The sequence below is a fragment of the Rhizobium sp. 22-785-1 genome (assembly GCF_053521965.1).
The window spans coordinates 351,387-377,721 of sequence record NZ_JBNWDI010000004.1 but is presented as its reverse complement, the minus strand read 5'-3'; the positions used below and the strand labels follow the sequence as shown (position 1 = coordinate 377,721).

General features: G+C 55.1%; 26 protein-coding genes. 12 read left to right on the top strand and 14 right to left on the bottom strand.

Features of this window, described 5'->3' with window-relative positions; genetic code table 11:
* Window positions 1-36: 36 nt before the first annotated feature.
* Window positions 37-774 carry an SDR family oxidoreductase gene (locus ACQZ5M_RS11490; protein ID WP_449079803.1) on the bottom strand — a complete coding sequence of 246 codons (738 nt, stop codon included), beginning with the start codon at window positions 772-774 and terminating at the stop codon, window positions 37-39.
* Between the two features lie 100 nt (window positions 775-874).
* Here ACQZ5M_RS11490 and ACQZ5M_RS11485 point away from each other — a divergent pair, with 100 nt between their 5' ends.
* Both ACQZ5M_RS11485 and ACQZ5M_RS11480 read left to right on the top strand, forming a co-directional pair.
* Entirely contained in the window at window positions 875-1,762 is an 888-nt protein-coding gene (locus ACQZ5M_RS11485; protein WP_449079802.1) for a cupin domain-containing protein, read from the top strand.
* A gap of 268 nt (window positions 1,763-2,030) precedes the next feature.
* Window positions 2,031-2,249, top strand: a complete 219-nt coding sequence (locus ACQZ5M_RS11480; RefSeq protein WP_449079801.1) for a hypothetical protein — start codon at window positions 2,031-2,033, stop codon at window positions 2,247-2,249.
* A gap of 59 nt (window positions 2,250-2,308) precedes the next feature.
* On the opposite strand, the gene gshB is transcribed toward ACQZ5M_RS11480, so the two are convergent.
* The 4 genes from gshB to ACQZ5M_RS11460 form a co-directional block, all read right to left on the bottom strand.
* Window positions 2,309-3,265, bottom strand: a complete 957-nt coding sequence (gene gshB, locus ACQZ5M_RS11475) for a glutathione synthase (protein WP_449079800.1) — start codon at window positions 3,263-3,265, stop codon at window positions 2,309-2,311.
* 141 nt (window positions 3,266-3,406) lie between these two features.
* Window positions 3,407-4,021 (bottom strand): biliverdin-producing heme oxygenase, encoded by a 615-nt coding sequence (locus ACQZ5M_RS11470; RefSeq protein ID WP_449079799.1) that lies wholly within the window; start codon window positions 4,019-4,021, stop codon window positions 3,407-3,409.
* Window positions 4,022-4,374: 353 nt separating this feature from the next.
* Window positions 4,375-6,138 (bottom strand): methyl-accepting chemotaxis protein, encoded by a 1,764-nt coding sequence (locus ACQZ5M_RS11465; protein WP_449079798.1) that lies wholly within the window; start codon window positions 6,136-6,138, stop codon window positions 4,375-4,377.
* A gap of 272 nt (window positions 6,139-6,410) precedes the next feature.
* The gene (locus tag ACQZ5M_RS11460; protein WP_449079797.1) at window positions 6,411-6,854 is read right to left on the bottom strand and encodes a PPC domain-containing DNA-binding protein; all 444 of its coding nucleotides are present in this window, start codon (window positions 6,852-6,854) and stop codon (window positions 6,411-6,413) included.
* A gap of 123 nt (window positions 6,855-6,977) precedes the next feature.
* On the opposite strand from ACQZ5M_RS11460, the gene ACQZ5M_RS11455 reads away from it, so the two are divergent.
* Window positions 6,978-7,460, top strand: a complete 483-nt coding sequence (locus ACQZ5M_RS11455) for a pyridoxamine 5'-phosphate oxidase family protein (protein ID WP_449079796.1) — start codon at window positions 6,978-6,980, stop codon at window positions 7,458-7,460.
* Window positions 7,461-7,518: 58 nt separating this feature from the next.
* Here ACQZ5M_RS11455 and ACQZ5M_RS11450 read toward each other — a convergent pair whose 3' ends face one another.
* The 4 genes from ACQZ5M_RS11450 to repA form a co-directional block, all read right to left on the bottom strand.
* On the bottom strand, window positions 7,519-8,874 hold the full coding sequence (locus tag ACQZ5M_RS11450; RefSeq protein ID WP_449079795.1) for a cytochrome P450: 1,356 nt from the start codon (window positions 8,872-8,874) through the stop codon (window positions 7,519-7,521).
* Window positions 8,875-9,024: 150 nt separating this feature from the next.
* Window positions 9,025-10,287: a plasmid replication protein RepC gene (gene repC, locus ACQZ5M_RS11445; protein WP_449079794.1), complete on the bottom strand. Its 1,263-nt coding sequence runs from the start codon at window positions 10,285-10,287 to the stop codon at window positions 9,025-9,027.
* Between the two features lie 295 nt (window positions 10,288-10,582).
* Window positions 10,583-11,596, bottom strand: coding sequence for a plasmid partitioning protein RepB (gene repB / locus ACQZ5M_RS11440; RefSeq protein WP_449079793.1), 1,014 nt, complete (start codon window positions 11,594-11,596; stop codon window positions 10,583-10,585).
* The gene (gene repA, locus ACQZ5M_RS11435; RefSeq protein ID WP_449079792.1) at window positions 11,593-12,807 is read right to left on the bottom strand and encodes a plasmid partitioning protein RepA; all 1,215 of its coding nucleotides are present in this window, start codon (window positions 12,805-12,807) and stop codon (window positions 11,593-11,595) included. The genes repB and repA overlap by 4 nt, the downstream gene beginning before the upstream one ends.
* A gap of 448 nt (window positions 12,808-13,255) precedes the next feature.
* On the opposite strand from repA, the gene ACQZ5M_RS11430 reads away from it, so the two are divergent.
* Entirely contained in the window at window positions 13,256-14,677 is a 1,422-nt protein-coding gene (locus ACQZ5M_RS11430) for an FAD/NAD(P)-binding protein (protein ID WP_449079791.1), read from the top strand.
* Between the two features lie 129 nt (window positions 14,678-14,806).
* Here ACQZ5M_RS11430 and aptA read toward each other — a convergent pair whose 3' ends face one another.
* The gene (gene aptA, locus ACQZ5M_RS11425; protein ID WP_449079790.1) at window positions 14,807-16,141 is read right to left on the bottom strand and encodes an omega-aminotransferase AptA; all 1,335 of its coding nucleotides are present in this window, start codon (window positions 16,139-16,141) and stop codon (window positions 14,807-14,809) included.
* Window positions 16,142-16,289: 148 nt separating this feature from the next.
* On the opposite strand from aptA, the gene ACQZ5M_RS11420 reads away from it, so the two are divergent.
* Window positions 16,290-16,838, top strand: a complete 549-nt coding sequence (locus ACQZ5M_RS11420) for a cupin domain-containing protein (protein ID WP_296015455.1) — start codon at window positions 16,290-16,292, stop codon at window positions 16,836-16,838.
* A 193-nt stretch (window positions 16,839-17,031) separates the two neighbouring features.
* Here the strand turns inward: ACQZ5M_RS11420 and ACQZ5M_RS11415 are convergent, their stop codons facing one another.
* Window positions 17,032-18,147 (bottom strand): Gfo/Idh/MocA family protein, encoded by a 1,116-nt coding sequence (locus ACQZ5M_RS11415; protein ID WP_296035475.1) that lies wholly within the window; start codon window positions 18,145-18,147, stop codon window positions 17,032-17,034.
* A 385-nt stretch (window positions 18,148-18,532) separates the two neighbouring features.
* Here ACQZ5M_RS11415 and mbfA point away from each other — a divergent pair, with 385 nt between their 5' ends.
* Complete coding sequence (gene mbfA / locus ACQZ5M_RS11410) at window positions 18,533-19,516, top strand: iron exporter MbfA (RefSeq protein WP_449079789.1); 984 nt, start codon at window positions 18,533-18,535, stop codon at window positions 19,514-19,516.
* A 3-nt stretch (window positions 19,517-19,519) separates the two neighbouring features.
* Here the strand turns inward: mbfA and ACQZ5M_RS11405 are convergent, their stop codons facing one another.
* Window positions 19,520-19,957 (bottom strand): Lrp/AsnC family transcriptional regulator, encoded by a 438-nt coding sequence (locus tag ACQZ5M_RS11405; protein WP_296035481.1) that lies wholly within the window; start codon window positions 19,955-19,957, stop codon window positions 19,520-19,522.
* A 135-nt stretch (window positions 19,958-20,092) separates the two neighbouring features.
* Here ACQZ5M_RS11405 and ACQZ5M_RS11400 point away from each other — a divergent pair, with 135 nt between their 5' ends.
* Window positions 20,093-21,016, top strand: a complete 924-nt coding sequence (locus ACQZ5M_RS11400; RefSeq protein ID WP_296035483.1) for a DMT family transporter — start codon at window positions 20,093-20,095, stop codon at window positions 21,014-21,016.
* A gap of 33 nt (window positions 21,017-21,049) precedes the next feature.
* On the opposite strand, the gene ACQZ5M_RS11395 is transcribed toward ACQZ5M_RS11400, so the two are convergent.
* Complete coding sequence (locus ACQZ5M_RS11395; RefSeq protein WP_296099830.1) at window positions 21,050-21,664, bottom strand: transglutaminase-like cysteine peptidase; 615 nt, start codon at window positions 21,662-21,664, stop codon at window positions 21,050-21,052.
* Window positions 21,665-21,893: 229 nt separating this feature from the next.
* Window positions 21,894-22,688, bottom strand: coding sequence for an alpha/beta hydrolase (locus tag ACQZ5M_RS11390; RefSeq protein WP_449079788.1), 795 nt, complete (start codon window positions 22,686-22,688; stop codon window positions 21,894-21,896).
* 181 nt (window positions 22,689-22,869) lie between these two features.
* Between ACQZ5M_RS11390 and infC the strand changes: the two genes are divergently transcribed.
* From infC to pheS, 5 genes are all read left to right on the top strand, one after another.
* Window positions 22,870-23,406: a translation initiation factor IF-3 gene (gene infC / locus ACQZ5M_RS11385; RefSeq protein WP_062424525.1), complete on the top strand. Its 537-nt coding sequence runs from the start codon at window positions 22,870-22,872 to the stop codon at window positions 23,404-23,406.
* A gap of 195 nt (window positions 23,407-23,601) precedes the next feature.
* A complete protein-coding gene (gene rpmI, locus ACQZ5M_RS11380; RefSeq protein WP_027674722.1) occupies window positions 23,602-23,805 on the top strand; it encodes a 50S ribosomal protein L35 in 204 nt (67 codons plus the stop codon).
* Window positions 23,806-23,845: 40 nt separating this feature from the next.
* Window positions 23,846-24,250: a 50S ribosomal protein L20 gene (gene rplT / locus ACQZ5M_RS11375; RefSeq protein ID WP_027674723.1), complete on the top strand. Its 405-nt coding sequence runs from the start codon at window positions 23,846-23,848 to the stop codon at window positions 24,248-24,250.
* Window positions 24,251-24,377: 127 nt separating this feature from the next.
* Complete coding sequence (locus ACQZ5M_RS11370) at window positions 24,378-25,250, top strand: serine/threonine protein phosphatase (protein WP_449079787.1); 873 nt, start codon at window positions 24,378-24,380, stop codon at window positions 25,248-25,250.
* Entirely contained in the window at window positions 25,243-26,325 is a 1,083-nt protein-coding gene (gene pheS, locus ACQZ5M_RS11365) for a phenylalanine--tRNA ligase subunit alpha (protein WP_296083337.1), read from the top strand. Before ACQZ5M_RS11370 ends, pheS begins: the two co-directional genes overlap by 8 nt.
* The last annotated feature ends 10 nt before the right edge of the window (window positions 26,326-26,335 follow it).

Here is a 26,335-nt window from a genome sequence, read left to right as displayed (position 1 = left end):
TGAAAAACCGCTGCACGCACTTGCTTGAAAAATGCTTTAATCCTGCGCGGTTGGGCGAACGACGATACTGCCGATTTCGACATCCTCAGGCTGGTCGATGGCGAAGGCAATGGCCCGCGCGATAGCATCCGGTGAGATCGCCAACCGTTTCTTCTGTTGGTTGATCATCGCTTTCACGTCCGGATCGGTAATCGATGAATCGGTGAAGCTCGTATCGATGAACCCAGGAGATACTTCTGTAACCCTCAGTCTAGCGCCGGACTCTTGCCTTAGCGCTTCGGTCGCGGTGCGCAGTGCGTTTTTCGTCGCGGCATAAACGCCCATGGTCGGCACGATCTTCAGGCCTGCGGTGGATACCACGTTGATCACATGGCCTGTTCCTTGCTGTGCGAACACCGGAAGCGCAGCAGCAATGCCATAGAGAGCACCTCTGAGATTTACGTCGATCATCGCGTCCCAATCCTCCACGCGCAATGCATCGAAGCGCGAGATCGGGCCAATACCGGCATTGTTGACGAGTACGTCGACCCTGTCGAAACGCTTGCAACCGAGACTGATGAGTGACTGAAGATCAGACCGCCTCGTCACATCTGTGACGCACAGGGCCACTTCACCCCCACCTTTTTCGATCTCCTGAGCAACCTGCACCAGTTCTGTCTCATTGCGCGCCCCAATCACCACGCGGGCGCCGCATAAAGCAAGATGAAGCGCCGTTGCACGTCCTATGCCGCGTCCAGCGCCGGTAATGGCGACGACTTTGCCTTGGATAGTCATAAGGTTCTCCTCTGGTTTCAATACCGCGAGAATAAAGTGGCACTTACGGTCTATCTATGCTTGATAGGCCTGTACTTTGTCGCAATCGGCCAAAATCGAAATGCAAGATCCTTTTTCTGAAGTCCTGTCGGTTTTGGAAACGCAGAGCGTGCGCGGCACCAGTCTAGAGGCAGGTGGCACTTGGTCCTTATCGTTTGATGGAAGGCTGCGCTTAAAATTCATCGCCGTCCTGACCGGGCAATGCTGGCTCATCTTGGCTGATCGTGATCCTGAACCTCTGATTGAAGGAGATGTGATCCTGCTCAGCAACACCTCCTACACGGTGGCAAGCCATCCCAATATTGAACCTTGCGATGGCATGACGCTCTATGCTCCTCCCGGCCACAACACGGTGCGTTTGGGAGATCGTATTGAGACAATGCTGATGGGTGGCGGCAGCGGGTTTGCCAGTGTTAACGCTTCATTCCTCCTCGATGCGCTGCCAACGTTTCTGCGGGTCGATCCGCGTTCAGCGAGCGCTCACTCGATCGCGCGGACCCTCTCCGCTCTCAAAGAGGAATCGGATGCTGACAGAGTTGGGGGAAGCTTGATAGCGGAGAGATTGGCGGAAATCCTCATCGTGGAGGCCATCCGTTCCTACATTTCCACCGACCCCGATGAGAATATCGGTTGGATCGCGGCGCTCGCCGATGCCCGAGTAGCAAAGGCGATGAGGCTCATGCATAATGATGTGGCCCGCCGATGGACAATCGACTCCCTAGCAAAAGAAATCGGCATGTCTCGCTCGTCTCTCACGCTTCGCTTCTCACAGCGCGTCGGCCGCGCTCCGATGGACTATCTGACACGATGGCGGATGATCTTGGCAGAGCGACAACTGGCGAGCGGAAGCAGCATTTCAGATGTCGCACTTTCCGTTGGCTATATGTCGCAAAGCGCTTTCGCCCACGCGTTCAAGCGCGTAACGGGACGCACGCCAAGAGGGCGATAAAGACTGCAGCCCCATAGACTTACGGCGGCGTTACGTGAATGAGGCGATCAGTCTAACGGCGGCTCGTTTATTTGCATGTTAAAGCGTGTCGCGTAAAACCGTACAGAGGTTCTGCAATAACCACGTGCAACAAAACAACAGAAAGAGCGTGAGGGGCCGATCCGGATGATCGAGATGCGCTGGCGGTCTTTCATCGAGGCAGTGACAATGCCGATCAGACCTTTAGCGCGGAAGGCAGGGGGTTTCGTTTTGGCAGGCGAAGTCACTCATGACGGAGGTTAAGTTGAAGACAATCTTGCTGATCGCGGGGGCGCTGCTTTTGTGCCTGACCTTCGTCTGGTTCTTCTTTTTTGTCCCGCTTGGGTGCGGTATGAACCCGACAGGTTGTAAAGAACAGTTTCCCGTCTTCAGCGCAATCGGCCTCCTGCACCTATGGCTGCCGCTCGCGGTCGCGTCCCTTCCCATCATTGTGGGACTTCGCCGCTGAAATTGGGCGTTACAGCCTGATGCGATGACGTCAAGGCGAAGACGGTCGCAACGGGTGTATCATCCCTGAGCGTCGCGCTTGCGCTCGATTGCGTCCCACAGCAAGCTCGCGACATCGGCGCCGCCGAACTTCTTGACTTCGCGAATCCCGGTGGGAGACGTGACGTTGATTTCCGTCATGTAAGTGCCGATGACATCGATGCCAACGAAGAGGAAGCCGCGTTCGCGCAGCGCTGGGCCAATACGCTCGCAGATTTCCTTTTCGCGGGTTGTCAGTTCCGTCGGCTCCGGGCGTCCGCCGGCATGCATGTTGGAGCGTGCGTCGTTTTCCGCGGGCACTCGATTGATCGCCCCCACCGGTTCGCCATCCACCAGCAGAATGCGCTTGTCGCCCTTGCGCACATCCGGCAGATATTGCTGGGCGATATAGGGCTCACGGAACATCTGGCCAAACATTTCCAGAAGCGATGAGAAGTTGCGGTCGTCACGGGTGGAATGAAACACCCCTGCCCCACCGTTTCCATACAGAGGCTTGAGGATGATATCGCCCATTTCCTGACGGAAGCGAGCAATTTCGCCAATGTCCTTGGTGATCAGCGTTGCCGGCATCAGATCCGCAAATTCCGTCACGAAGATCTTTTCAGGCGAATTGCGCACCCAGGCCGGATCGTTCACCACCAGCGTCTTGGGGTGGATGCGCTCCAAGAGATGCGTGGAGGTAATATAGGCCATGTCGAATGGCGGGTCCTGGCGCAGGTGAATGACATCCATGGTCGACAGATCCACCCGCTCTGGCTCGGAGAGCGAATAGTGGTCGCCGTTGATGTCACGCAGCTCCATCTGCTCGACTGTCGCGTAGATCTTTCCATCCCGCATTAAGAGGCGATCAGGCGTATAATGGAACAGACGATATCCACGGGCTTGGGCTTCAAGGCTGATCGCGAAAGTCGAATCCCCAGCAATATTGATGCCGGAAACATGATCCATCTGGATCGCAACATTCTTGATCTTCGCCATAAACCGTTCCTTTTCAAAAGCCAGTCTGATGTAGGACAGAGCTCCTTCAAAGGCAACCAGCGCGTTGAGAGCGATCTGCGAGTTTTATTCACAAGCCTCAGCGGGCAAGGAGAGGCTAACATAGCCTGCTCGCCTCAAGTATCAGTCCATCATCTGTCGGGCGTAATTATGGACCGCGACAAACGCAGCCTCAGCGCCAGACATGACGCGACGTTCCTCATCTCCCGTCAACGAGATATCATCGAGCGCTGCGGTGAATGTGCGCCAGTGGAGCCCTCTGCCTTCGGGGGCACCGGCAAGATGGCGCGCGCCGAACGCCTCGCCAAGACCAAGCTTGGCCGCATCCTTCAACAGGAAAGCGGCACCGAGATTGGATCCCTCGACCACATACAGCCATCCCATCGCTTCCGGCAGATCAAACATATCGTCATCGAGACGAAAACGGTCGCTGCCTTTGCCAGGAACCTCAAGCCCCAGATCCTGCAAGTCCTGCTCGATCAGTCCGATGCGGCGGCGACCCCTCAGGTCCGGCAACAGTTCATCAAGCGCCCGATTGAAGAACAGCGCATCGAGATCCTTGTGAAAGAGATACTGCGCCTTGACGAATTTTCCAAAATTTTCACGGCTCTCGAATGGCTTTGCCGTCATGATGAAGCTGTCCAGCGCGCCATGTGCATCCCGGGTTGCAGCCTTCAAACGCTTCGTACGGCTGGCTTCGATCTCAGTGCCATGCATGGCGGGGCTCGCGCTATTCATTGTCTCAGGTCGTCCTGTCTATCAGCTTGTGCGTTCATCAGTGCGCCATCACATAAAAATCTTTCCTCTCAAGGTCAAATTTAAATGTCGTAGATTCATGGGCAAAAATGCTTTGGATCTCAGCTTGTTGAAGAGATCAGGAACGCCAGCTCGCGCAAAGTCAAGTTGAAGGCTCACCATAGCGAGCCGAACAGGTGTGGAATCGTCCGTCTACAGGCTTACGCTCCACTGGGATGGCCTCTTTCCGACACTGCAACCGGACACCTTCCAAGAAGATGCTTCTTCAGCAAAAGACCACCAGAATACGGGCTTTTACCGCATCATGGTGGTCGAGAGCATCCAAAGGTGCAATATCAGAATTCGGTCCATTCAGCTTTCAGTGCGGCGTTGCCTTGCGGGGCGAACTTCGGCGCCGTGCGGGCCGCAGATGGCTTTGATGCGGCGGACCTTGAATAGGAGTGACCTGCAGCCGGGCGGTAGTCGAAACGAAACTGCCCGAGCAATGCGAAGAGTGCCTTCGCCTCTTCAGCCAGTCCGTGGCTGGCGGCTGTCTGCTCTTCCACCATGGCGGCATTCTGCTGCGTGCTTTGGTCAACGAGATTGATGGCGCGGTTTATATCATTGAGTGCCGTCGACTGCTCGCGGGCGGACTCGATAATGGCGCCGATATCCTCGTTGATGTGCTGAACATCACCCGCAATATGCTGAAGCGCTTCGCCCGCCTTGCTGACCAGGGTCACGCCATTGGCAACCTGTCCTCCGGACGCGGTGATCAGCGTCTTGATTTCTTTTGCCGCAGAGGCCGAACGTTGGGCCAGTTCTCTGACTTCCTGGGCGACGACGGCAAAGCCTTTTCCGGCTTCGCCAGCACGTGCCGCTTCCACACCCGCATTCAGCGCCAGCAAATTGGTCTGGAAGGCGATCTCATCGATCACCCCGATTATGTTGGAGATTTCACTCGAGGACTGATTGATCTTGTCCATCGCCACGATGGCCTCGTTTACGATCTCGCCCGAACGGTCGGCCTGGTTTTTCGCGCGTCCGACCAATTGACCGGATTCTTCGGCTCTATGGCTGGAATCCTTCACCGTCGTTGTAATCTCTTCAAGCGCAGCCGCGGTCTCCTCGACGGAAGCCGCCTGCTGCTCTGTGCGTTTCGCCAGTTCGTCGGCGGATGTACGTATCTGATGGGCTCCCGCAGCGATAGTCTCGGCATTGTTGCGCACGGTTGCCATGGCATCGCGCAGCTTTGCCGAAGCAGCATTGAAGTCGCAGCGCAGCCTATCGAGCGCTGTGATGAAGGGTTTGTCGATGGTCTGGGACAGATCGCCTTCTGCGAGGCTTGTCAGCGAATTGGCCAGTCGTTCAACGTTTTCGACGCGATCGGTCACATCCGTTGCAAATTTGACGACCTTGAGAACCCGGCCCTTAAAATCGAAGACAGGATTGTAGGAGGCCTGGATATGGACAGGACGACCGCCTTTGCCCACTCTCATGAACTCGCCGGCGACAAATTCTCCCGCGTTCAGCTTGCGCCACATATCGGCATATTCCGGGGTCGCGGCAAAAGCAGCGTCGACGAACATACTGTGTTTTCTGCCGATGATTTCCGAAGCTGTGTAGCCCAACGCCTGCAGAAAATTCTGGTTGGCAGCAAGGATCGTACCATCCGTGTCAAACTCGATGACCGCCTGGGCTCTGGATATGGCGTCGATCTTTGCTCCGGTATCGATCGCCTGCATCTTGGTTTGAGTGATATCATTCGCGAATTTGATGATTTTCAATACCTTACCCGCGCTGTTCTTGACCGGGTTGTAGTTGCCGCGAATAAAGATTTCGGCGCCATTCTTAGCGAGCCGGGTGAATTCGCTGCACACGAATTCTCCGCCTTTGAGTTTATTCCAGAACTCGGCGTAATCTGCGGACCGTGCATAATCCTCGTCGAGAAACAATCGGTGGTGCTTTCCGCGAAGTTCTGCCTCGGAGTATCCCATCAAGTCGCAGAAATTCTTGTTGGCCTTGAGAATATTTCCTTCTACGTCAAACTCGATGACCGCAAAGGAGAGATCCAGCGCATCCATGACTTTGGCAGCATAAGAATTGAAGAAGAGTGACATGAGGTGATTTCCCAAAATGCGGTTTGGGTCATCCTCTCATGTCGAAGTTAATAAAGTAGGAAAGACAATAGATTAAGAAGTTAATCTGGTTTCGCCTCTAAGTCGAAATATATGTTTCGTTAGCTTCGATCCCCGGTTGCAGTAACCCCCAAAGAAGGCGCAGATCGACCATCGATTTAAGCGGTTTTTTGTGGTTGTCGCAGACCGTATTTTCACAACCCGATTGATGGTTTCGTGTAAGACGCTTGCAAGTTTGCTCCTACCACCTTTTGTCAGACATCGATTAGCGCAATACCGAGATCTGGCTTCTTCCGTCGGCGCAGCGCCACCGCGCTTTCTCGGATTATGATCTCCATCGTGGGATGAACGATGCCGCTGACGAAATGGCCGCCTTTGGTTGAACCATCTGAGAAGCCGAGAACCGCGTGCATATGAACACTTGCTTGCCCTTCATCATCAATGGCTACATCTCCGATAGCGCTCAAAACTTCCGACTGTGTCTCAACTGGAATGTCGATGTAACTTTTTCGACTGAAATCGAAAAAGCCGAGATTTGCCTGCCGAAATGCGCCGATGGCGGTGAGCGACGCACCTGTGATGTTGTTCTCCTCGCAGAACCGCGTGATCGATGCGAAAGCCTCCTCTCCGTCATCTAGGACCAGAACGAAGTTTCGCTCGCTCCAGGGATCGCTCCTGCCAAGTTCCTTGCTTCGCATCGAACATACCTCGTTGACTTATACCATTCGTCAGCAGAACAAATGATCCGCTTTGGGGTTCCCGTGTGAGGAACGATGTCTCGCTCAAGCTCGTTGTTGGATCATCGATTAGAGGAGGGCCGAATGGCACATATCGAAGACGACACCACCAAGGTTTGGGATCTGGCCGAGAAAATTGGCTTTTGCATGCTGACCACCCAGACAGGTTCAGATCTGCGCGCCCGCCCAATGGCGGCTCAGGCCGAGCGCCTGGAAAACGCATTTTATTTCCTCACCGATGTCGCAAGTCACAAGGATGAAGAGATCGCGCGTTACCCGAACGTGTGCCTTGCCTTTGCCGACTCGAAGGGTCAAAAATACGTTTCAGTATCCGGCACCGCAGAGGTTCAGAACGACCGAGAACGTATTCGAGACCTGTTTTCCACACCGGCCAAAGCCTGGTGGGACAGCGCCGAAGACCCGTCGATCCGAATCTTGAAGGTCTCTCCCTCCGCTGCCGAATACTGGGATAGCCCAGGTACAGTAATCAGCTACATCAAGATGGCCGCGGCGGCGGTCAGCAACACTCGGCCTGATATGGGCGAGAACGCCAAGGTCGAAATGTAACAGATACTGTGGCCAGCTCAACGGCTGGCCATTTTCGTATTCAGGTCTGAATACACTCTCACGCTGGCACGACCTGCATTTGAAGACTGGTTCGCGGTCGTAGCGTCACTCGCATGATCGGTTGCGGCGTCTTGTCTACGGTCCGAAACCGCAGCCTCTGGAGGATGACAGCGAGTATGATGACGGCTTCCGTCATGGCGAAGGCGTTACCAATACAAACTCGTGGACCTGCGCCAAAAGGCATATAAGCATAACGGTGGCGGCTCTTGGCTGCTTCCGGCAAAAACCGGTCGGGATCGAATGTCTCGGGCTCGTTCCAGATCGAGGCGTGATGATGCACGGCGTATATTGGAACGAATATGACAGTTCCCTCGGGTACCAAGAAATCACCCATCGTGAAGTCCTTCAGCGCGGTTCTTGTGATGACGGGAGCTGGCGGATACAACCTCATGGCCTCGGAAAACACCTGTTTTGTGTAGTGAAGGTCTGGAACATGATGTGCCATAACGTCACTGCCCTGCGTGACCTCTTCAATTTCGTCGATGACGCGGGCTTCACATTCCGGGTGTCTAGCCAGCAGATCGAAAGTCCAGGCAAGGCCGAGGGCAGTCGTTTCGTGCCCTGCCGTGATGAAGGTCATAAGATTGTCGATGATTTCGACGTCTGTCATCTCTCGCCCCGTCTCCGGGTCAGCTGCGGAGATCAGCATTGAGACAAGATCCTCTGATCCGGAATTGTTGCGCCTGCGTTTCTCCAGAACTGTCGTCAGGCTCGAACGCAGAAACTCGACAGCCTTCATAGCGCGCCGTCGGCCTGGATAAGGCGTCCATTGAGGAGCGCCGACAACACTTAGGGCAAAGTTCCATCCGCTTGGGCTAAGATAGTCGGTGATGCTACGCTCCACGCGGCCCACATCGATGCCATGTCCCCCGGACATCATCGTCTCTACAATGATGTCGAAGGTAGTTTTCATCATCTCATGCCCGATATCCACCGGCTGATGTGTGTGTTCGAGTAGACGATCGCGCGCGTTGCGTGCGGCACCAAGCATGGCAGGCTGAAGTTCCTTCAATGAGGAAGGTCGGAAAGCGCTCGCGACCGATTGGCGCTGCCATTTCCAGTGTGCGCCATCTGCCGTCAGCAGGCCCGTGCCGAGTGCAGGACCCAAAGCGCGGCGCACTTGATCGCCTTTCCCCAGCGCATCGGCATTCGTTACCAGTGTCTCATGGATCAACGCGGGATCAGATAGATAAATCTTAATGCTTCCAGCCGTTTTCGAAAACACAAAAGGCTCCGAAAAGATCGAGGGAGGCAGTGCATCCAATGGATTGCGGATCAGTGCCAACAAGGCTTTTGCCGTTGGTGTTATGGTCACCGGTGCCATTGGCTTCATGGAAAGGCTCCGTTCGCTCATCGAACTACTCCCGCTGCATGGTTTGCTTAATCCTCCATATAGGAACCAGCCATCGTCTTTCGAACACCAAGCCATAAGGTTAGGCCACCTGGTGCTTGAAGTTGGCTGTCTGTTCTTCCTCGCGAGAGACGTCCTCGATCATGATAATCCTCAGCACAGGAATGGCACGGTTGAGGATTTTCCAGCCATTCTTGATCGCAGAAGAGCCATCAGCATCGGTCGGACTGAGAAATTGCCGTTATTCTTCTTTTTGATCAGGCTTCGCAGATATCCGCCCGCCGAACTGATATGCTCCGATCTTTCCAGTATGCACGCTATGATTGTATAGGTAGCCTGTGGCCCAATCTCTTTCTCCGCTTCCTCATAGGCAGATTTGCTAATGGAAAGCATGGTTTTTACCACATTCGCTGCAGTTTTGAGGTCGATCCAGCTCCTCACTGCACCATTGGGGCCGTAGAGGGCTATCTCCGGGCATGCCTTCAGTACCGTCTGGAGATCATATCGGTCTTCGGCAGGGTTTGCTGTTGTGAAAGTTGGGGATGATGCCTGCCTTTGCTCCCTGCTTGGCGAAACGGCTAGGGTTTGAGCGTTGTGTTTTTCCACAGCGTCATCGTTTTCAAAATAGGATTCGGATTCTGAACTCTGTATAAGCCGCTCATTTTGATAGGCATTGACGCTTATTTTTTCGATTTCTAGCTGGTTTTCCAAAAGCTTAGCGATATCAGAGCGTATTTCGCTCAAATTCTCGAGAATAAGGGAGAGTTGTGGCGCCTTCGTTTTCCGGTCGATGGTTGATGTGATGACACGGTAGCGGCCTTGAAGGATTTCGAGCCGTTCAAAATCCACATTTTCGGACAGAAGTTCGATAAGTTTTACGATGTCTCGCCGGCATAGGCTGACCTTCTCACGAAGGCGCTGTAGTTGCAGACGCTCTTCGGCAAGAGTTTCGGCGATTTGCTCGAATTCGTCGGCACGGGTGATGAGAGGAGATAGCGAGAATCCGAAGGCATCGCTGATGCTGCCGGAGCGGCTCTTTCGAGCGTAGCGTTTTCCGTTTGGACTGTCCTTGCGCAGAATAAGTCCTGCGTCGACTAAAGCGGCAAGATGCCGTCTTAAGGTCTGTTCCGACATTCCATGTGCGCGCAAAGACAGCTGCTCATTGGAAGGAAAGACGATTAGACCGTTTTCTTCGCAGAGCTCGGTTTTTGGATAGAAGCTCAGCAATGCATTGAGGACAGCCAGCGACCGGTCCGAGATACCCAAAACTGTTCGTGCTTCACAGATTCGACGAAACAGCTTCCACTTGTCGATGGACTGCTCCGTATTGATGTTTTCAGACGCAAACTGACGTGCGAGTTGGGCATAAGTCACCCCTCGCCGCCCGAAAGGCGTCGCTATATTAGCGCTATTCATGTCTTTCACCTTCAAAAAGGCAAAAGAAAATCGCTCACCGAAAAGATTTCGATGCCAAGACTCTTGACTATGATTCGCGGAAATGAGATTCTTCGGGTGCTTAAATCAAAGAAAGGCTTCCGCGCGGCAACGTTCGGGGGCTTTTTTCTTTTGGGCCAGATGCTCCTGTTCGTGTTTCGGTTGTTTGGTTTCGTTGAAGCGCAGCGGAATCCTTTAAGATTGCCTCCACGCCTTAGTTAGTGGTTTCACAGGCCGTGCCGCAGAGCCTTCACTAGACCCTGCGATAAGGCTGGTGTCACTGCTTGGAGCGATACTCCTCATACAGAGACTGCAAATGCTCTAGAACGAAGGACGCGAATTCAGGCGCTTCCCTCCGGTCAATCGAAATATCGATCTTTCGGTCCGTTTCGACGATCTTGGCAAGCTTTTGTCCGCTTCTCGATGCCATGACGCCGCTACGCTTGGGTTCGACCTTTGGTTTGAGATGCTCCAACAGAGCTTTGAAACGTTCTTCCGAAGCGAGATTTTCGACGCGACTGTCATCAAGGAACGACCGTGCGGTCTCATTCACGTGCGAGGACGTCAACTGATCGGCAAGATCCATCCAGTTTCTCCGGCCGACACCGGGGGCTGGGCCGATCTTGTCGACAATGTCATCGGGGATCCGTCCAACGACGGACAACATGTTGGAAAGGTCGCTCTTGTAAAGAGACATCGCCGCCATGATCGTATCGCGCGAAAATCGCAGCTGCAGTTTTTGTGCGAAACGCGCTTTTTCGATGTAGCTTAGATCGCGCCGTTCGTTGTTTTCCTGACCCTGCGCGACGACGAGTTGTTCATCTGTCAACTCACGCACGACAGCGCGAACCGGAATGCCGATCTCGGCGACGGCGCGAAGACGGCGGTGTCCGAAAGCAACTTGGTAGCGACCAGGCGTTTCAGGGTGGGGACGAACGAGGATAGGAACCTGTTGCCCCTGCTCTCGGATCGCCTCGACTAACCCCACATCGGCTTCCCGAGAGGCAGGCATGCGATCCGGTATGAAGGAAGGATCGATATCGGCTGGATCGAGCGCTACGATTGCCAGGCCTTCAGCCAGCTTCTTTTCAATTTCTTCGGCACGCTTGCTGCGTTCGGAAACCTCGCTCAGAGACTGCCCGATCATTCCCACCGGAGAATTGACGGTGTCCTTTACGAGGTCAGGTGAACCGAGAATAGGCCGAATGCGCGGACGCGGACGTTCTGCGGCGGGTTCGTTATTATCGGCATTATTGCCGCCGAGATTGGCGAAGATTTGCTTTCTGCTCATGCGGTTCTACCCCACGCTTTTTTTATCAGGCCTTCAATTTCAGCGTTCACGTTGGTCATTGCTTCCAGTGCCCGATCGTAGGTTGATCGGGTGAAAAGGGTACGCTCAACTTCGAACAGGGTTTGATTGGTCAAACCGGCGTCGGAGATGGCCGTACTCTTGAGCATCGGGTGGTTCAGAACGTTTTCACCGAATATGGAACGGAGAAACGCTACCATCTGGTTTTGTGGTCCGTCGCTCGGTTCGAACCGTGTCACGAGATAACGCATCCAATGATAATCGGAGCTCGCGCCGGCACGACCGATTTCGGACAGGAGATCGCCGGTCATGGCAAGGAACTGATTCATGGACATGACGTCCAGCATCTGAGGATGAACCGTCACCAGCACGGATGTTGCAGCAGTAAGCGCCGACAAAGTGAGATAGCCGAGCTGCGGCGGGCAGTCGATCACCACGACGTCATAGAAGTTCTGCACCTGCGCGATTGCTTGACCGATACGGGCGAAAAACAAGGTGTCGCCTGGCGCACGACGCATCAAGGCGCGCGGCGTATCGTGCTCGAACTCCATCAGTTCCAGATTGCCGGGAATGATATGCAGATCCGGAATATAGGTTCCTCTGACGATCTCTGCGACAGGGCGCTGCTCGTCATCATAGCGGATAGCACCGTATAGAGTTTCGTTAGGACCGACATCCAGTTCCGGCTGGTGACCGAACAGAGCAGACAGACTTGCTTGCGGATCGAGGTCGATTGCCAGAACGCGGTAACCGCGCAGCGCCAGGTACTGAGCCAGATGCGCCGATGTCGTGGTCTTGCCGGAGCCGCCTTTGAAATTCATGACGGCGACGACTTGCAGCGCCTCATTGTCACGACGGTGCGGGAGATAGCGTCGCGTGCCGCGCGCGCCCTGATCGAGATGTTTGCGGATTGCATGAATGTCATCGACCGAGTAGCTGCGACGACCGCCGCTCTGTGAAGCGCTGAGGTCAGGCATCTCTGCGGCGATCTGACGAAGATAGGCTTCGCCGATGCCGATGAGCTTGGCGGTTTCGGAGGGAGAAAAGGTGCGCATCGTCTTTTCAGACAGCGGCGCGAAAGTGTGAGCATTATGCGCCTGAAGCTGAGCAGACAAAGCTGCCGAATGCTGTAAGATGAGGCTCGTGAGATCGGGCGCTCTTTCAGCAGTATTTGGGTCGGCACCAGGTGTCATTTCTCTCTTTTCCGCTCGTTTGTTCAGTTGCGGTTTTTTCCGTTGAAATCGAATTTTTCCGCAACTGGGATATAAGCGCCGATTCTCTTTTGGACGCAATAGGCTTTTGTCTCGTCAAACATGAATCTTTTCAGCGGGGTAGGCGGGTCTTTTGAATCAAAAAACCAATGTTTCTTCCCCTGCGGCCGGTGATTGGGAGTGACTTCGCAACGGTCCTCCATCTACGTATGGGTATCAGGTCGCAAAGCGCGGCGCTTATTCCGTGCCAGTCTGCATGTTTGCGTGTGCTCGCCGCTGCCGTTCTGCGGGATACCTTGGGTCGTTAGCCGCGGCTAACTCCAATCTGTAGAAGGAGGGAGCAGTCCTTCACTCAGAATGGATCTGGGTCTTAATTTGATTTCTGAAGTCGTATAGGCTCTTCTGTCTTAGGTAAGCAGAGGAGTCCATTATGATCTATGATGTAGCGGTTGTTGGTTCCGGGTTTTCAGCGATCAGCCTCGTGACTAATCTGTTGCAAGCTTTGCCGGATGGCGCGTCTGTTGCTGTCATTGGCGAGGATTCCAGTTTCGGTCGCGGGACCGCATATCGAACTGAGTTGCATCTCCATCGACTGAATGTGCCTGCGGCGCGCATGAGTGCATTTCCCGACCGGCCAGACGACTTCCTGGCTTGGCTGAAGAGTCGAGGACGGGATGTCGACAATCTTACCTTCGCAAGCCGTAACGATTATGGGCTTTACCTGCGAGATACGCTGGCGGCTCTCTTGCGCGATCATCGCCAGCGCGTGCGCATAGATTTCATCAAGGCAAAGGCGATGTCCTGCGTTGGGCTGAACGGCGACGAGATCACATTCCATCTCAATGACGGCAAAGTGCTTCCCGCATCAAGCGCGGTTCTGTGTCTTGGTGTGGGCACAGCCAGTTTACCGCGGCTAACAAAAGAGGCCGATATGGCGCTCCTGCGACGAGTGGTCAGAAATCCCTGGCGTCTCAACTGGCTTTCCAAGGTTGGAGTCGATGATACGGTTTGCATCCTTGGCTCCGGGCTCACCATGATCGACCAGGTCTTATCCTTGCGCAATAAAGGACACAGAGGGAAAATCCATGTCGTTTCTCGCCGAGGCCTGGTTCCTCATGGCCACAGCATTTCCCCGGTTGCACCGATTGAGCCGGAATTGGATTCGGACGGCGAAATCAGCCAGGTGCTTGCCGGCCTGCGCCGACAGATAAGGGCAGGTGCCAATTGGCGTGGCGTTATGGATGGCTTGCGACCGCATACACAAAAGCTGTGGCAGTCCATGGATGAAGAGAAAAGATCACGCTTTCTAAGGCATGCGCTGGCTTGGTGGAATGTCCATCGCCACCGCGTCGCGCCTCAGGTTCATGAGGTTTTTGCAGGCCTGCTGTCTGAAGGTGTCGTCGAGGTTCACGCGGGGTTCGTTCGAACGATAGCCAGAACCGACGATGGTACTTCGCTGACCTACCGCATGCGAGGACATAGCAAAGAGGTTTTGCTGCCATTCGACTGGCTGGTTAACTGCACCGGAATGGAGCGCGCCGGTATCGCTCATTCTCCACTGCTGCAGAGAATGCTCGAACTGGATATGATTGAAAAAGACCCGCTCGGGCTGGGAATTAAGGTTGATACCGATTCCGTTGTGCTGACGCCTACCAAGCAGGAACGGCGCGGCCTCTTTGCCGTCGGTGCCTTGACAGCGGGGCAGTTTTGGGAAATTACTGCTGTGCCTGACATACGAGTGCAGACCCTCAAGGTGTCTGAGAAGATCGTAGGTATTGTTCAGGATAAGCGGCGAAATAGCGCTGCATACTCATCCAACCCGGCTATACGAAGTGTGGAAAGCAAAGCGTGATTTAGCTTTGGTATCGAGATTTTTCTCGTTAAAAAACAACGGGATGAGTTTATTAAAATTTAGATAAAAAAATGGATCTTTTGACCATCCGGGACGCGATGTCGCCCCGGATGGCAGCCATAGCTTATGTTATGCAGCGCGCTGCAATGCGTCGGAGATTGTCGAGACGATTGTGTCGATCTGTTCTTCCTCGATGATCAAAGGCGGAGATAGTGCGATGATATCTCCCGTGACACGAACGAGGAGGCCTTTCTTGAAGCAGTCGACGAAGACGTCGTAGGCGCGGGTTCCAGGAGCGCCAACGCGCGGGGTAAGCTCGATTGCTCCGACCAGACCGAGGTTGCGGATATCCATGACATGCCGCGTGCCCTTCAATCCATGCAGTGCGTCTTCCCATTTCTGAGCCAGGGATGCCGCGCGAGTGAGAAGACCTTCCTCCTCGTAAATTTCGAGCGTCGCAATGCCCGCAGCGCAAGCGACAGGATGGCCCGAATAGGTATAGCCGTGGAAAAGTTCGATCTGGTTTTCGGGGCCATGCATCAGCGCGTCATAGACATAACGCTTGGCAAAGACCGCACCCATGGGGATCGAGCCGTTGGTAATGCCCTTGGCAGTCGTTACCAGGTCAGGGACGACGCCGAAGTAATCCGTGGCAAATGGCTGCCCGAGACGGCCAAATCCGGTAATAACTTCGTCAAAGATCACCAGTATGCCATGCTTGTCGGCAATGGCGCGCAATCGCTCGAGATATCCCTTCGGGGGAAGGACCACACCCGCCGAACCGGACATAGGTTCGACGATCACTGCGGCAATGGTTTCGGCCCCATGCAGAGCGACAAGACGCTCCAGATCTTCGGCAAGTTCCAGGCCGTGCTGGGGAAGTCCCTTGCTGAAGGCGTTGCGCTCGACATCGAGCGTATGACGCATATGATCTGCCGGAATTTGCGGAAAGACCCGGCGGTTGTTGACAAGACCGCCCACGGAAATACCGCCGAAGCCCACGCCGTGATAGCCCTTTTCGCGACCGATGATCCGTGTCCGAGTACCCTGTCCGATGGCACGCTGATAGGCGATGGCAATTTTCAGCGCTGTATCGACGGATTCCGATCCGGAACCGGTGAAGAAAACGCGATCCAGTTCCGCTGCGGCACCGCCTGGCGCATGGGCTGCGAGTTTTTCTGCGAACTCAAAGGCAATCGGATGACCCATCTGGAAGGTGGGCGCAAAGTCCATCGTTGAGAGCTGACGTTCGACGGCTGTTGAAATCCGCTTGCGTCCGTGTCCTGCATTGACGCACCACAAACCTGCGGTTCCATCGAGAATCCGATTGCCGTCAATATCGGTGTAGTACATGCCTTCAGCGCTTGCCAGCAGACGAGGTGACGCCTTGAACTGGCGGTTCGCCGTGAATGGCATCCAGAAATTGGAAAGGTTTGGCATGTTGGATTTGCTTTGATGGTCCATAAGGGTCCCCTTGACTTGGATGATGCATCCATCCGCGACTTTATGGCTGCAAACAAGTCCTTTTCTGTTTGTCTCTAAACTATTGTTTTCGCAGGCAGGAAGGAACTATGTTTGCGCTATACCGAACATGTGAAACGCGGAGATTTCAATGAGCGTCGATATTGGCAACAGATTGCGTCATCTTCGGTCAATGCACAAGTTGTCGCAGCGGGAATTGGCGCGACGAGCAGGGGTGACGAACTCGACGATTTCTCTCATCGAGTCCAATTCGGCCAACCCGTCGGTGGGCGCCTTGAAACGGATACTGGACGGTATCCCGATCGGTCTGGCGGAGTTCTTCGCCTTCGAGCCAGACAAGCCCCGGAAGGCCTTTTATGCTGCCGAGGAACTAGTTGAGATTGGCAAAGGTCCGATTTCCTATCGGCAGATTGGCGACAACCTGTTTGGAAGGAGCCTGCAGATACTCAAAGAGTGCTACCAGCCTGGCGCCAGTACCGGCCGTGTGCCTCTGGTGCATGATGGGGAGGAGGGTGGCATCGTGCTTTCAGGCCGACTCGAGGTCACTGTGGATGACGAGCGTCGTATTCTTGGGCCGGGTGATGCCTATTATTTCGAGAGTAGACGGCCGCATATTTTCCGGTGCGTCGGGCCTGTGCCATGTGAGGTGATCAGTGCGTGTACGCCACCAAGCTTCTGACACCTTTTCCGTAACAGTTCCATAATGGCATACAGCAATTGCTTGGCCTGGATCTCTGAGTTTCAGGTTATTTTTTTGTCAGACCGTCATGGTAAGACGCTCTGGGCATTTATCCGCGATACATGATTTAGCCGGCTAATTTACCATTGTGTCTGGCGCCTTGCGACACCGTCGCGAGGCGCCAAAACTGCGATCATTTCGACTGTGGAACGATGTTGATCATCTCGTCTTCCGATGGCTGTTCAGCAGGAGCGAGATGAAGAGCTTGGTCTGCTGCGACGCGTCGCGATCGTGAAGCGGCGGGCAAGGTTATCGTCTCGCCAGTTTCGAGCGATTTCTCGACAGCGGCCAGAACACGCATATCCATCAGACCTTCTTCACCGTCGGCTTCAGGGTTTGTGTCGTTGAGGATGCAATTGGAGAAATACTGCGTCTCATTACCGAATTGGTCTACGGGCTCGAAAGTGTGTTCCTGCTCGCCATCCTCGGTGATTTCCCGATAGGCGATTCCAATAGAAGGACCGAACATATAGCAGGGTGAGGCTTCTATGGTAGATTTCGTTCCTACCAGGGTAAAGTTCTCGGCCGAAGCAGTGGCATAGCTCACGGTAAACTGGGCAGTGCGCTCCTGCGGAAAGAGCAATGTGACTGCGACAGTATCATGGAAGTTGAAGCCGCGATCGCGAGTCTTTGTCCCGACCGCGTGAACTGCGATTGGTTCGTCACCAAAAAGGTTGCGCACGGCATTAAGCGGATAGGCGCCCATATCCGGCACCGGCCCACACCAGTAACCATTGTGACCACGGGAATTCTCTTCGGCAACATTCTGCGCGAAGGTCGAGGAAAAGCTGCGCAGCTCACCGAAATCGCCCCGACCGGCCCGTGTGAAGAGCTCGACGTTTCCGGGTTCATGATGAAGACGGTATGCGATCATGAGCTTGGCGCCACTTTTCTTCTGTGCCGCCAGAATTTGCTCTGCCTCTTCTATGCTCGACGCCATCGGCTTTTCCAGCAGGACGTGAATGCCGGCCTCAAGAGCGGCAACGGCGAATGGGGCGTGGAGGAAGTTCGGGGTTGCCACGTAAACCGCGTCGATATCTCCGGATCTCAACAATTCGTCATATTGCTCATAGGACCAGGCCTTTATGCCGTAGAGCCCGGCAAGCTTGTCTGCTTTCACCGGATCGCCGGTGACGAGCGCTACGAGCTCTGAATTATCGGTCTGCTTGATGCCGGGCATGAATGCTTGTTGCGATATCTGGCCTCCGGCGACCACTGCGTAACGGATTTTCTGTTCTGATGTCGGCATTGCACTCTCGGAATTTTATGATGGAGACTCAACACAGCTGAATGCGGCATTGCTTAACAGGGAATGCCGGACAGTGAGCAATGTTCCGACCGATCGTCATTGGTGCTACGCTGGGCTCGCCTTCACGGGACATCGTTGGCCTAACCCGGATGCTCGACTTAAAATCGCGGGGCATGTCGATGGTCGCTCAGCCGGCGTGATGTTTCCGTTGCCGATTGCGGATCCGTTGTCATTTCAAAAGGTCATGAAAGTGGATGCCGTGTTACGACAGGCATTGAACAAGCCCGCTCCTGACTGAGCGAAAACCACATTTAGAATTATTCTAAAACCCCTTGAAGAAAGTTTTCAATCGCAGTAATTAGAACCATTCTAAAAGGATGGTCCCATGTTTCGTAGCCTCTTCTCCTCCTCCAAGCGCCCTTTTTCATCCCTCAACGAGCAGGAAATCCTAGCACTCGCTATTTCTTCCGAGGAGGACGATTCAAGAATCTACCGCTCTTATGCGGACCATCTGCGGGCGCAATATCCGCAATCCGCCAAGATTTTCGACGATATGGCCGAGGTGGAGCATGCGCATCGCAATGTCCTGATCGACATGCACAAGCAACGCTTTGGCGATGTCATTCCGCTGATCCGGCGTGAACATGTCCGTGGTTTTTACGAACGTAAACCGGACTGGCTGGTGAAGACTTTGACGGTTGAGCATGTCCGCGAGCAGGCCGAAGAGATGGAGCAGCAGGCTATCCGTTTCTACGACGAGGCTATCCGTCACGTCACGGACGCGCAGACGCGAAAGCTCCTTGGCGATCTGGCCGAGGCTGAGCGGGGGCATGAGGACATTGCCAGTATGCTCGGAGAAAAGCATCTGCCGGAAGATGCACGTGCGGACGAAGAGGAAACCGCCAAGCGACAGTTCCTGCTGACCTATGTGCAACCGGGTCTTGCGGGCCTGATGGACGGTTCGGTTTCGACGCTTGCGCCAATCTTCGCCGCAGCTTTTGCCACGCAGGATACATGGCAGACGTTTCTGATCGGCCTGTCCGCGTCCGTCGGTGCTGGCATCTCCATGGGCTTTACGGAGGCGGCGCATGATGATGGCAAGCTTTCGGGGCGCGGATCGCCGTTAAAGCGCGGCCTCGCATCCGGCATCATGACCGCTGTCGGCGGTCTCGGGCACGCGCTTCCCTACCTCATTCCGCATTTTTGGACCGCAACCGCGATTGCCGCCATCGTTGTGTTCATTGAATTGTGGGCAATCGCCTTCATCCAGAACAGGTTCATGGAAACCCCGTTCTTGCGCGCCGTGTTTCAGGTGGTGCTTGGTGGCTCTCTGGTCTTGGCGGCCGGCATTATCATCGGTCACGGGTGACGTTCATCCGAGAGGAAGCAGCCGGCGTTTGACCGGCTGCAACTTTACGATCGACGTGTTGGTCTCCGCCTTATCGGCGATCCGGTCGAGGATCGTGTCCAACTCTTCGATAGACCGGACGTGCAGACGCGCAATAAAGCAATCGTCTCCCGTCACCTTGTCACATTCGGAAATCTCAGGGATTTGCTCGATGAGTTGCTGAACAACATGCAGCTTGCCGGGTAAAGGGCGGACACGAATGATGGCTTGAAGCGTGAACCCGATACTCTCCGGGTCGACTTCCACGGTAAAGCCCCGAATAACGCCCCGCTCTTCCAGGCGTCTGATCCGGTCGGACGTGCTCGGCGCAGATAGCCCCACATTCTGCGCGAGATCCTTGACCGACATTCTCCCGTCGCGTGACAGAAGCTCAAGAATGCGCTTATCGACATTGTCGAGCACTGGATTTTCCTTTCAAAGCACGGGTCGCCAAAAACCTTCTTTTGATAGGACATATCCAGGTTTTGCCTCTTAAGAATAGAGGCAATATCCGATCGGGTCCATTAAAATCCTCGCATTGGCAATGAGGGGCTCACAATGACTGAAAAGATGCGCGGCGTTCTTGAGATGGCAAGCGCTATGGTGATTTCGGGAACGATCGGGTTATTCGTGGTCTTGTCCGGTCAGCCCGTTACAAGCGTCGTGTTTTGGCGCTGCGTGTTCGGCGCGGCGGTCCTGCTGCCGATTTGTGCGGGGATGGGATTTCTTCGGCTTGGCCTCATATCACGTCGGCAAGCTGGTCTGGCAGTGCTCGGTGGTGTCGCGATTGTCACGAACTGGCTGCTTTTGTTCGCCGCCTATCCACGCGCATCGATTTCGATCGCGACCGCGGTCTACAACACTCAGCCCTTTATGCTGGTTGCCTTGGGCGCACTCGTTCTCTCTGAGAAGCTGACGCTCAATAAACTGCTGTGGCTCGTCATTTCGTTTCTCGGCACACTTGCGATTATCTATGCGAAGCCCGGTGCGGGATATTCCGGCGAAAACTATGTCGCGGGAATTGTACTTGCCCTTGCAGCGGCGTTCTTCTACGCCGTGGCCGCCATCATCGCCAAGACGCTGAAAGGCGTTCCGCCGCAATTGATCGCGCTCATTCAGGTGGCAACCGGTATTTTTCTCCTCCTGCCATTTTCGGCACATGGGCCTCGCATCGAGGCGCAAGCATGGACAATTTTGCTGACGCTGGGCGTCGTTCATACCGGGCTGATGTATATTCTGCTCTACGGCGCAATCCAGAAATTGCCGACCAACCTGACCGGCTCCCTGTCCTTCATATACCCGGTGGCGGCGATCATCATCGATCGTATCGCCTTTGGGCATCATCTTCAGCCACTACAGATCGCCGGTGTGGTCGCCATTCTTGTGGCCGCTGCTGGTTCGACATTGGGCTGGTCAGCCGTGCCGCATCTCAAAGCAAAACGCGACGCCTCAGAGAGGACATCGCGTTCTATGCGTCGATGATCGTGCTTTCAGGTTTTTGTCGATGCGATCTCTTTAGCGCAGTGCGCCGACCAGAACATCGCGCCCATCTTCGATCGAAACCCAGCGACCCGTGTTGAAGGAGGCCTGGCGCTTCAGATAGGTGTAATTGGTGTCCGTCCAAAGCTTCACCTCATTCGACAGATTGTCGAGAATGAAGTCGCCATTGTTGGTTCGAACGGTCAACACCGCATGACCTTCACCATCCGGCTTGCGAACCACGGTGATCAGAAGGTCGGAAACGGCAAAGCCCTTTTCGATCAGCTTCTTGCGCTTGAGAAGTACGAAATCTTCGCAGTCGCCCGCGGTCTTGGGATATTCCCAGTACTCGTCCTTGCCATAGACTTCCTGGTCGGTCATGGCGACGATGGTGGTGTTCACCTCGGTATTGATATCACGAATGACGGTCCAGCCATATTCAGTGACGCGCGGTGGCGGTGTGAGTTTGCTGCGAATGTCGCACTCCGCTGCGTATCTCTGGCAGAACTCATAATGACCAATGGGCTGGGACGTAATGCCACCCGTTACCATGGCAGGGCTGCCCTTGTTCTCGGCCTGCACCGAGGCAGCAGAAAGTAGTCCGGCCGCAACTGCAAAAAGCAGCGCCCGTGCCTGCGATGCATTCATCATCAAACCCGTCCCTTGAAGTCTTAATAAAGTGTTAAGAGAGATCAGGGGTGAGTGTCAATCGGGAGCAGGGCTTCCATGAATGCAAGATGAATAATATGGTTAAGAGCGTTGCCAAAATGCTCAATGTTCAATGCTCACGGCGCAGTCCCGAAAACCGACATCGATCTTTGGAGAACGGGCGTCGGTCCAAACCCGTGCAGCGGCTGTGGCCTTTGGGGCGCTCGGCGCCCTAGGCTACAAGGCTTTTGACCGCCGCGAGCATCCGCTCGATATCCTGAGGCCGGGACAGCCTGTGGTCGCCGTCGCGGATGAGGCTGAGCACAACATCATCTGCGGGAAGGTGCTCCATCAGCCGCAGCGCATGTTGATACGGCACGTCTTCATCGCGCATACCTTGAAGAATGTGGACTGGGCAACCCGTATCGATCACGCCCTTTAAAACCAGATTTTTGCGACCATCCGTCATCAGATCGCGCGTGAAGATGTTGGGTTCGGGGCTGTATTCCGATGGCTCCTCGAAGTAACCGTTTTCGATAAGCGATGCCTTTTCAGCCTCGGTCAAGTTTGGCTCTATCAGTTCAGCGGTGAAATCCGGTGCGGGAGCGATGAGGACGAGGCCTGCGACCTTCGGTCCATCCTGGCGCTTGCGGAACTCTTCGATCAGACGCAGCGCAATCCATCCGCCCATGGACGAGCCGATGAGAATGACGCTTTCGGGTGTCTTATCATTGAGAACGGCAAGCGATTCCTCCAGCCATCGGGAAATAGTGCCCTTTTTGAAGTCGCCCTTCGAAACACCGTGGCCCGAATAATCGAAGCGGATGCAGGCAAGCTGCTCCTGCTCGGCAAAGCGATCGAGCTCGACGGCTTTTGTACCGGTCATGTCGGAGCGATAGCCACCCAGCCAGACGAGGGCAGGGCGGTGATCCGACGTTGACGCCGACCGGGACACGATCGCAATTTCGCGTGCGGCGTCGCCATGGCCAACGACAATATAGTGTGGGGCTTGGTGTGCGTCGCTCATCTCAATCTCCTGTCGTTTCTTTCTCCCCTGTAGAACAGATTCGTAAAAACCACGAGAGGAGGTGATTTTTTTGCAAAGGCATGCTATTGACTTCGCGGCGGCATTCACGACATTTCCGCCATTTGCACCGACAAGCTGTTTTTGCCGACGCGATCCCGAAACAGATCAGGAGAATACGACCATTCGCAGACCGTTCAAAGCCGATGCCCCCGTCAAGGAAGGCCCGCGCTCAAACAGGGAAATTCGAATTCCCAAAATTCAGCTGATTGATGAAGAAGGCCAGAATCTCGGCGTGATGCCGACGGATCAGGCGTTGAAGATGGCGGAAGAGGCCGGTCTTGATCTTGTCGAGATTTCGCCGAACGCCGAACCGCCTGTATGCAAGATTCTCGATCTCGGTAAGCTGAAATATTCGACCCAGAAGAAAGCGGCCGAAGCGCGTAAGAAGCAAAAGATCGTCGAGGTCAAGGAAATCAAGATGCGTCCGAACATCGACACCCATGACTATGAGGTGAAGATGAAGGCGATCAGCCGTTTCTTTGAAGAAGGCGACAAGGTTAAGGTAACGCTGAAATTCCGTGGCCGCGAAATGGCCCACCAGGAGCTCGGCATGAAGCTGCTTCAGCAGGTCAAGGAAGACACCGTGGCAATTGCCAAGGTGGAAGCTGAGCCGAAGCTCGAAGGCCGCCAGATGATGATGGTGCTTGCACCGAAGTAATGCCTGGGCGCGCTGGTATCGAAGCTGGCGTTTTCCACCCTCGCAGGGGAAGTTCTGCTTCCCCGTTGCGCTTTTTCATAACTGCGGTTATAAGCGCGCGTCCGAACGGTCCGGCAGGGCATGCCGTGGCCGTTCCTGAATAGCTTGAAGCGGGCTTCGTCTGCCTGTTTCGATACAAAATAACGGAGTAGCAAAATGCCCAAGATGAAGACGAAATCCGCTGCTAAGAAGCGGTTCAAGATCACTGGCACCGGCAAGGTTCTCGCAGCCGCCGCCGGTAAGCGCCACGGCATGATCAAGCGTTCCAACAAGTTCATTCGCGACGCGCGCGGAACCATGGTTCTGGCCGAAGCTGACGGCAAAAAGGTCGTCAAGAACTACCTGCCGAACGGTCTCTAAGACTTTTCCGCATTTTTGGACACTTTAAGGAGATCATGACATGGCACGCGTAAAACGTGGCGTAACTTCCCGCGCCAAGCACACCAAGACACTCAAGGCTGCGAAGGGCTTCTACGGCCGTCGCAAGAACACCATCCGCGCAGCAAAGGCGGCGGTTGATCGTTCCAAGCAGTACGCTTACCGCGACCGCAAGGTCAACAAGCGCAACTTCCGCGCTCTGTGGATCCAGCGTATCAATGCTGCTGTTCGCGAATTCGGCCTGACCTACGGCCGCTTCATCGACGGCCTGAACAAGGCTGGCATCGAAGTCGACCGTAAGGTTCTGTCCGACATGGCTATCCATGAGCCGGCCGCTTTCGGCGCGCTCGTCGACGCTGCGAAGAAGGCTCTTGAGTACCTCAAGGATGCCGGTACGGCCAACGAGTTTGAATCCGCTGTAAAGTAATTACGGCGCGGACAAATTGTTGTTCATTCGAAACCCGCGCCGGGCAACCGGGGCGGGTTTTACTTTTGGACTGGCTTCCGTCCATAGGGAGCGCTCTGGGGCGCCGCGATGCGCCAACGGGAACATTATGCTTCAGGCTGCCACTGCCAGCGAGAGAGAACAGGGCTTCCACGTTCACCTGGAGGACGCCGACATTGCTGCGCTCATGCAGGCCCTGTTGATGAGCGAAAGACGCATCCAGAGACTGGAGCTGAGTTCTGGCGCCGTCTGGATCAAGCGCCAAGGCACGGAAGAACCGCGATGGTGGGGCAAGTTACAGGGTTTGGCCGGTCGCCTTCTGCCCTATGCTTTCCTGAGGCCGTCGCCGATCCTGTCACCCGTCGAGATGATGGGGCGCGAGAAGCGCCGGATGATCGAGTTCCGCGACGCAGGCTTTACCGTTCCTGCCATCATCTACTCCTCCGACACGGCAATCGTTCTGGAAGATGTGGGAGAGACGATACAGGGCATCATCGCGCACAAGGCAGTAGCGGGCGATCCCGACCAGCTTCTGGTTCAATCGGCCAAGACGCTCGGACAACTCCATGCTGCCGGCCTGTGTCATGGGCGGCCGCATATTCGTGACTTTTTCCTTAAAGAGGGCCGTATCGGCTTTATGGATTTCGAAGAAGAGCCGCAGGCCGTCATGCCACTTGCCAGCGCCCAGGCACGCGATCTCTGGCTGTTGTTTTTGCCGCTTAGCGCCTTTGCCGAAAAGCGCGAAGAAACGCTTGGTGCAGCCTATCGCGGATGGGCAGCCAATGCGCCGCAGGCCACGATCGATGAATTGCGCCGTCTGGTGCGTGTGCTCAGCCGATTTTTGCCTCTCGCCCGGTTGATCGGGCGCGTCCAGATGGGTAGTGATCTGCGACGCTTTATCGTGGCGACCGACTTTCTAAAGAATGCTGTTGAAACCGATGCCGAGGCTAAGACCTTTGGCAAGGCAGGAAAAGATGACTGAACTGGACACTTTGAAATCGCAACTGATGTCGGACATCGCCTCGGCCGCAGACGAGGCGGCCATCGAGGCTGTGCGCCTGTCGGCGCTTGGCAAGAAAGGTTCGGTTTCCGAGCTGCTGAAGACGCTGGGCACCATGACGCCGGAGGAACGCCAGACGCGTGGTGCCGCCATCAATCAGTTGAAGACGGAAGTGACGGATTTCCTGAGCGCCCGCAAGAGCGAGTTGAAGGACGCAGCGATCGAAGCGCGGTTGAAAGCCGAAACGCTCGACGTGAGCTTGCCAGTCCGTCAGTCTCCGGCCGAGCGCGGTCGCATCCATCCGATCAGCCAGATCGTCGATGAGATTACCGCAATCTTTGCAGATATGGGATTTTCCATTGCCGAAGGTCCGGATATCGAAACCGACTATTATAACTTCACGGCCCTGAATTTCCCGGAAGGCCATCCGGCGCGCGAAATGCACGACACGTTCTTCTTCCAACCGGATGAAAAGGGTGAACGCAAGGTGCTGCGCACGCACACCTCGCCGGTGCAGGTGCGCACCATGGAAGCGCAGAAGCCGCCGATCCGCATCGTCATTCCCGGCAAGACCTACCGCCAGGATTCGGACGCGACCCACTCGCCGATGTTCCATCAGGTCGAAGGCCTGGTGGTCGACAAGAAGGCGCATGTCGGAAACCTGCGTTGGATCCTCGAGGAGTTCTGCAAGACCTTCTTCGAGGTCGACAGTGTCGTCATGCGCTTCCGCCCGTCCTTCTTCCCCTTCACCGAGCCGAGCTTCGAGGTCGATATCCAGTGCGACCGTTCCGGGCCGATCGTCAAGTTCGGCGAAGGCAAGGACTGGATGGAAATCCTTGGCTGCGGCATGGTGCACCCGAATGTGCTGCGCGCCGGCGGTCTCGATCCGGATGAGTATCAGGGCTTTGCCTGGGGCATGGGTCTCGATCGCATCGCCATGCTGAAATACGGCATGCCGGACCTGCGCGATTTCTTCAACGCCGATGTTCGCTGGATGAACCATTACGGCTTCCGCCCGCTCGACATGCCGACGCTGTTCGGCGGTCTGAGCGTCTGATCGGCCAAGT

Bases quoted from the DNA above. Each gene is read 5' to 3' on its own strand.
- ACQZ5M_RS11490 (WP_449079803.1), bottom strand. From the start codon at position 774: ATGACTATCCAAGGCAAAGTCGTCGCCATTACCGGCGCTGGACGCGGC.
- ACQZ5M_RS11485 (WP_449079802.1), top strand. From the start codon at position 875: ATGCAAGATCCTTTTTCTGAAGTCCTGTCGGTTTTGGAAACGCAGAGC.
- ACQZ5M_RS11480 (WP_449079801.1), top strand. From the start codon at position 2,031: ATGACGGAGGTTAAGTTGAAGACAATCTTGCTGATCGCGGGGGCGCTG.
- gshB (WP_449079800.1), bottom strand. From the start codon at position 3,265: ATGGCGAAGATCAAGAATGTTGCGATCCAGATGGATCATGTTTCCGGC.
- ACQZ5M_RS11470 (WP_449079799.1), bottom strand. From the start codon at position 4,021: ATGAATAGCGCGAGCCCCGCCATGCATGGCACTGAGATCGAAGCCAGC.
- ACQZ5M_RS11465 (WP_449079798.1), bottom strand. From the start codon at position 6,138: ATGTCACTCTTCTTCAATTCTTATGCTGCCAAAGTCATGGATGCGCTG.
- ACQZ5M_RS11460 (WP_449079797.1), bottom strand. From the start codon at position 6,854: ATGCGAAGCAAGGAACTTGGCAGGAGCGATCCCTGGAGCGAGCGAAAC.
- ACQZ5M_RS11455 (WP_449079796.1), top strand. From the start codon at position 6,978: ATGGCACATATCGAAGACGACACCACCAAGGTTTGGGATCTGGCCGAG.
- ACQZ5M_RS11450 (WP_449079795.1), bottom strand. From the start codon at position 8,874: ATGAGCGAACGGAGCCTTTCCATGAAGCCAATGGCACCGGTGACCATA.
- repC (WP_449079794.1), bottom strand. From the start codon at position 10,287: ATGAATAGCGCTAATATAGCGACGCCTTTCGGGCGGCGAGGGGTGACT.
- repB (WP_449079793.1), bottom strand. From the start codon at position 11,596: ATGAGCAGAAAGCAAATCTTCGCCAATCTCGGCGGCAATAATGCCGAT.
- repA (WP_449079792.1), bottom strand. From the start codon at position 12,807: ATGACACCTGGTGCCGACCCAAATACTGCTGAAAGAGCGCCCGATCTC.
- ACQZ5M_RS11430 (WP_449079791.1), top strand. From the start codon at position 13,256: ATGATCTATGATGTAGCGGTTGTTGGTTCCGGGTTTTCAGCGATCAGC.
- aptA (WP_449079790.1), bottom strand. From the start codon at position 16,141: ATGGACCATCAAAGCAAATCCAACATGCCAAACCTTTCCAATTTCTGG.
- ACQZ5M_RS11420 (WP_296015455.1), top strand. From the start codon at position 16,290: ATGAGCGTCGATATTGGCAACAGATTGCGTCATCTTCGGTCAATGCAC.
- ACQZ5M_RS11415 (WP_296035475.1), bottom strand. From the start codon at position 18,147: ATGCCGACATCAGAACAGAAAATCCGTTACGCAGTGGTCGCCGGAGGC.
- mbfA (WP_449079789.1), top strand. From the start codon at position 18,533: ATGTTTCGTAGCCTCTTCTCCTCCTCCAAGCGCCCTTTTTCATCCCTC.
- ACQZ5M_RS11400 (WP_296035483.1), top strand. From the start codon at position 20,093: ATGACTGAAAAGATGCGCGGCGTTCTTGAGATGGCAAGCGCTATGGTG.
- ACQZ5M_RS11395 (WP_296099830.1), bottom strand. From the start codon at position 21,664: ATGATGAATGCATCGCAGGCACGGGCGCTGCTTTTTGCAGTTGCGGCC.
- ACQZ5M_RS11390 (WP_449079788.1), bottom strand. From the start codon at position 22,688: ATGAGCGACGCACACCAAGCCCCACACTATATTGTCGTTGGCCATGGC.
- rpmI (WP_027674722.1), top strand. From the start codon at position 23,602: ATGCCCAAGATGAAGACGAAATCCGCTGCTAAGAAGCGGTTCAAGATC.
- rplT (WP_027674723.1), top strand. From the start codon at position 23,846: ATGGCACGCGTAAAACGTGGCGTAACTTCCCGCGCCAAGCACACCAAG.
- ACQZ5M_RS11370 (WP_449079787.1), top strand. From the start codon at position 24,378: ATGCTTCAGGCTGCCACTGCCAGCGAGAGAGAACAGGGCTTCCACGTT.
- pheS (WP_296083337.1), top strand. From the start codon at position 25,243: ATGACTGAACTGGACACTTTGAAATCGCAACTGATGTCGGACATCGCC.